The 5,076-nt window shown below is 67.3% G+C and carries 5 protein-coding genes; 1 reads left to right on the forward strand and 4 read right to left on the reverse strand.

Annotated features, from left to right (window positions below):
• Positions 1-241 precede the first annotated feature (241 nt).
• Positions 242-577 carry a hypothetical protein gene (locus tag AZG88_RS18245; protein ID WP_005251957.1) on the forward strand — a complete coding sequence of 112 codons (336 nt, stop codon included), beginning with the start codon at positions 242-244 and terminating at the stop codon, positions 575-577.
• A 46-nt stretch (positions 578-623) separates the two neighbouring features.
• Here AZG88_RS18245 and AZG88_RS18250 read toward each other — a convergent pair whose 3' ends face one another.
• From AZG88_RS18250 to AZG88_RS18265, 4 genes are all read right to left on the reverse strand, one after another.
• The gene (locus AZG88_RS18250) at positions 624-1,313 is read right to left on the reverse strand and encodes a response regulator transcription factor (protein ID WP_005251956.1); all 690 of its coding nucleotides are present in this window, start codon (positions 1,311-1,313) and stop codon (positions 624-626) included.
• Positions 1,310-2,503, reverse strand: coding sequence for a sensor histidine kinase (locus tag AZG88_RS18255; RefSeq protein ID WP_005251948.1), 1,194 nt, complete (start codon positions 2,501-2,503; stop codon positions 1,310-1,312). Before AZG88_RS18255 ends, AZG88_RS18250 begins: the two co-directional genes overlap by 4 nt.
• Before the next feature lie 149 nt (positions 2,504-2,652).
• The gene (locus tag AZG88_RS18260; RefSeq protein WP_179443232.1) at positions 2,653-3,408 is read right to left on the reverse strand and encodes a phosphoglyceromutase; all 756 of its coding nucleotides are present in this window, start codon (positions 3,406-3,408) and stop codon (positions 2,653-2,655) included.
• A 43-nt stretch (positions 3,409-3,451) separates the two neighbouring features.
• Positions 3,452-5,044: an AMP-binding protein gene (locus tag AZG88_RS18265; RefSeq protein WP_061698489.1), complete on the reverse strand. Its 1,593-nt coding sequence runs from the start codon at positions 5,042-5,044 to the stop codon at positions 3,452-3,454.
• Positions 5,045-5,076: the final 32 nt, after the last annotated feature.

Consider the following 5,076-nt stretch of genomic DNA (forward strand, 5'->3'; position numbering starts at 1 on the left):
CGCCCACGTGGGCGCCAAGGCCGTCTGGCAGTCGTACGCACCCGAGCTGACGGAACTGCTCGGCAAGGCCGCGTACGCGGAGTTGGCGAAGATGTGCAAACGCAGGGCCGGCCTCGGTCTCGTCGCCGTCCATCCCGCCACCGCCGCCGCGCAGAAGAAGGCCGCCGAGTAACGCATCAGACCCACCGGTCGATTTACCCGTCACGGCCCCATTCCGGGCACAGCCATGACAGGAGAGATCATGTTCGCTCGAATTCTGACCGGTGCCCTGTTGACCGCCGCCGCAACGTTCGCCCTCGCGCCGACCGCGTCCGCCCAGCCGACCCCGGACTGGAACACCTTCTACGACAAGACGGCCAACTTCGTCGCACCGTTCGATCCGGGCGCCTTCGGCGACAAGGGCGACCGGGCACTCGTGCTGAGTCCGTACGGCACCGGCCGGGTCATCGAGTGCAAGGGCGACGGACACTACGTCGCGGTCTACTGCAGGCAGTTCGACGACCAGGGTCGCGAGCATGCCATCACGCAGATCATCTCGGCACCGTTCCGCGGTGTGTACGTGTACAACCCGTTCTGACACACGCCCACGAATTCGTCAGCAACTGTGGCGGATCAGCGTCCGCTCACGCCTCCAGTTTGTAGCCCAGGCCGCGGACGGTGACGAGATGCTCCGGCTTGGCCGGGTCGGTCTCGATCTTCGAACGCAAACGCTTGACGTGCACGTCGAGGGTCTTGGTGTCGCCGACGTAGTCCGCGCCCCACACCCGGTCGATCAGCTGCCCGCGGGTGAGCACCCGGCCCGAGTTCCGCAGCAGGTACTCGAGGAGGTCGAACTCCTTGAGCGGCAGAGTGACGGCCTCGCCGTTCACCTGGACCACGTGACGTTCGACGTCCATCCGGACCGGTCCCGCCTCGAGGACGGCCGAGTCCTGCGCGACGTCGAGTTCGCTGTCGACACCGCGGCGCAGCACCGCGCGGATGCGGGCGATCAGTTCCCGCGCCGAGTACGGCTTGGTCACGTAGTCGTCGGCGCCGAGCTCGAGACCCACCACCTTGTCGATCTCGCTGTCCCGTGCCGTCACCATGATGACGGGGACACCGGACCGGCTGCGGAGCTGCTTGCACACGTCCGTGCCGCTCATGCCGGGCAGCATGAGGTCGAGGAGGACGATGTCGGCACCGGCCCGGTCGAACTCGGCGAGCGCGGACGGTCCGTCGCCCACGATCGTCGTCTCGAACCCTTCCTTGCGTAACAGGAATGCCAATGGGTCGGCCAGTGACTCCTCGTCTTCCACGATCAGCACACTTGTCATCGCTTGGCCTCCATACCGGTTTCTCTCTTCCCGACGTTTCCGCCCTCGGCGTCCACTGTCTCGATGTGTGCAGGAATCTGCAGGGTAAACGTCGAACCTGTTCCGGGCTTGCTCCACAGGTCGATCGATCCGTTGTGGTTGGCGGCCACGTGTTTGACGATCGCGAGACCGAGCCCCGTTCCGCCGGTCGCGCGGGCCCGCGCCTTGTCGACGCGGAAGAACCGTTCGAACACCCGCTCCTGGTCTGCCTTGGCGATGCCTTCGCCACGGTCGGTCACCGAGATCGCCACGTTGTCGCCGCGGATCGACCGGCTCACCGAGACGGGGGTGCCCTTCGGCGAATAGGCGATCGCGTTCTGGACCAGGTTGGACAGCGCGGTGACGAGCAGGGCGCGGTCGCCGAGCACTTCGTAACCGCTGTTGTGGTCCGTGGTGACGGCGATCCCGGCGGCTTCCGCGGAGATCTTGCAACGCTGCAGCGCCTCGTCCACCACCTCGTCGACCGAGACGGCCTCGAGGTCGGGCAGTTTCTCGGCGCCCTGCAGCCGCGACAGCGCGATCAGTTCGGTGACCATCTTGCCGAGCCGCACGGATTCACTGAGCACGCGTTCGCCGAAGTGCCGGACCGAATCGGGGTCGTCCGCCGATTCGAGGAGTGCCTCCGCCAGCAGACCCATCGCGCCGACCGGGGTCTTGAGCTCGTGGCTGACGTTGGCGACGAAGTCGCGGCGGGTCGCCTCCATCCGCACCTGCTCGGAGTCGTCGTCGGCGAACAGGACCACGAAGTTGTGATCTTCCTTGCTGAGCAGACGTGCGGTGCCGCGCACCGCGATCCGATCGCGTCCCCGCTGCGGGTTCTTGGTACTCAGGTCGACCTCGACGGGTTCGCCGGTCTCGAGGACCCGGAGAGCCGCCACCCACGCCCGGTCGTCGACGAGCCGGTTCCGCACCAGGCCCAGCTCCTCCGCCCGGGGGTTGAACAGGACGACGTCGTGGAACTGGTCGACCACGGCGATGCCGCTCTCGGACGCCAGCACGATCAGGTCGAGCACCTGCGACATCGTGAGCCCGGACTGCTCTTCCATGCGCTGCGCCTGCCGGGTGGACAGCATGGGGATCAGCACGCCACCGACGAGGTAACCGACGAAGCCGCCCACGATGGCAAGCAAGACGGCTTGAACAACACTCACGCCTGAATCGTACGTTCGTGCGGCGGGCCGGTTACGCAGGGTCCAGGCATTTCCGCGCACGTCACACGCGGGAACCGGAGTCTTCGTCCGCAGTTAACCTGCCGTTGGCCGGACGTCCCGCGAACGCGACGTCCGGCCGGTCGCACGGGTTACTTCCCGCCCTGGTTCGCGACCGCGGCGGCGCCCGCGGCAGCGGCCTCGGGGTCGAGGTAGGTGCCACCGGGGTTGAGCGGCTTCAGGTTCTCGTCCAGGTCGTAGCGCAGCGGGATGCCCGTCGGGATGTTCAGGCCCGCGATGTCCTCGTCGGAGATTCCGTCGAGGTGCTTGACGAGGGCGCGCAGCGAGTTGCCGTGCGCGGTGATCAGCACGGTCTTGCCCGCCTTCAGGTCGGCGGAGATGGTGTCTTCCCAGTACGGGATCAGGCGGACGACGACGTCCTTCAGGCACTCCGTCAGTGGGACCTCATCGAGGTTCGCGTAGCGGGGATCGGTGTCCTGGCTGTACTCGCTGCCGGCCTCGATCGGCGGCGGCGGGGTGTCGTAGCTGCGGCGCCACAGCATGAACTGCTCGTCGCCGTACTTGTCCTTGACCTGCGCCTTGTTGCGTCCCTGCAGGGCACCGTAGTGGCGCTCGTTGAGACGCCAGTCGCGGATGACGGGAATCCAGTGCCGGTCGGCGGTGTCGAGCGCGATGTTGGCGGTGCTGATCGCGCGGCGCAGCAGCGACGTGTAGAGCACGTCGGGGAGCAGGTTGTGCTCGAGCAGCAATTCGCCGGCGCGCTTGCCCTCGGCGATGCCCTTATCGGTCAGGTGGACGTCCACCCAGCCGGTGAACAAGTTGAGCGCATTCCATTCGCTCTCGCCGTGGCGGAGCAGCACAAGGGTTCCGGTACTCATGCCGTTCATCCTGGCATGCCTCCCGGAACCCTCGCGCCGTGAACCCCTGCCGTCAGCTCCGGCCGGCCTCGCTTGCCCGGAGATCCTTGCGGAGGATCTTGCCCGCGGCGGACTTCGGCACCAGGTCGATGAACTCGACCTTGCGGACCTTCTTGTGCGGCGACACCCGCTCGGCGACGAACGCGATGACCGCGGCCTCGTCCAAGTCGGCGCCGGGCTGGCGGACCACGAACGCCTTCGGCACCTCCTCACCCTCCTCGTCGAGAACCCCGATGACGGCGGCGTCGGCGATCTGCGGGTGCGTCAACAACAACGCCTCCAACTCGGCGGGCGGCACCTGGTACCCCTTGTACTTGATCAGCTCCTTCATCCGGTCCACGATCGTCACCACCCCCTCGGAGTCGACGGTCGCGATGTCCCCGGTGTGCAGGTACCCGTCCGCATCCAGGGTCTCCGCGGTCGCCTCGTCGTTGCCCAGATACCCGGCCATGATGTTCGGGCCCCTGCACCACAACTCACCCGGCGCGCTGACCCCCTCCGCCGGGTAGGCGACCTCCTCCCCGGTGCCCGGGTCGACCAGCTTGCACTCCATGTTCGCGATCGACGGACCCACCGAATCCAGCGCGATGTCGTCACGGTCGAACGGAATCGCATGCGAGACCGGGCTCATCTCCGACATCCCGTACCCCTGCCGCACCCGGCACCCCAGCCGGTTCGCGACGGCCTTGCCCAGCTCCTGATCCAGCGGGGCGGCACCGGAGAAGATCGAATGCACGCTCGACAGGTCGTAATCGTCGACCAGCGGATGCTTGGCCAACGCCACCGCGACCGGCGGGGCGATGAACACATACGTGCACCGCTGCCCGGACACGATCGACAGGAACTCGACCAGGTCGAACTTCGGCATCGTCACCAAGCTCGCCCGGTTGAACAGGGCCGCGTTCAGCAGCACCGTCATCCCGTAGATATGGAAGAACGGCAGCACCGCCAGCAGCTTGTCGTCGGCGCCGATGCCCATCCGCGGGTTGATCTGACACACATTCGCCACCAGGTTGCGATGCGTGAGCATCACCCCCTTCGGCCGGCCGGTGGTCCCCGACGAATACGGCAGCACCGCCAGCTGGGTCGCCGGATCGAACGACACCTCCGGCGCCGGTGCGCCCTCGGCCAGCAGATCGGTCAGCGACGGGTGCCCGTCGGCGCCGTCGAGGACGATCACGTTCTCCACCGGGATCCCGACGCGGGCCGCCGCCTCCTCGGCCTGCGGCAGCAGCGGGGAGACGGTGAACAGGAACTTCGCCTTCGAGTCGGTGAGCTGCTTGGCGATGTCCTCCGCGGTATACAGGGCGTTGATGGTGGTCGCGACACCCCCGGCCCGCAGGATCCCGTGGAACACCGACGCGAACGCCGGCACGTTCGGCGAATGCAACCCCACCACCTCGCCGACCGCGAGACCGCGGGCGGCCAGCGCCCCGGCCACCCCGTCGATCTGGGCGATGAGCGCCTGGTACGTGGTGACCGCGCCGGAGGCACCGTCGATCAGCGCGGGCCGGTCCCCATCGGCCGGGTCGACCTGGCCGAAAAGGAAATCGTAGACACTGAGGTTCGGAATCTCGACGTCCGGAAACGGGCTCTTGAAGCTCACTGGGGCCTCTCCCTCGAAGTGTTGCAGCAGCA

The organism is Rhodococcus sp. LB1, assembly GCF_001583455.1.
Taxonomy (GTDB): domain Bacteria; phylum Actinomycetota; class Actinomycetes; order Mycobacteriales; family Mycobacteriaceae; genus Rhodococcus_F; species Rhodococcus_F opacus.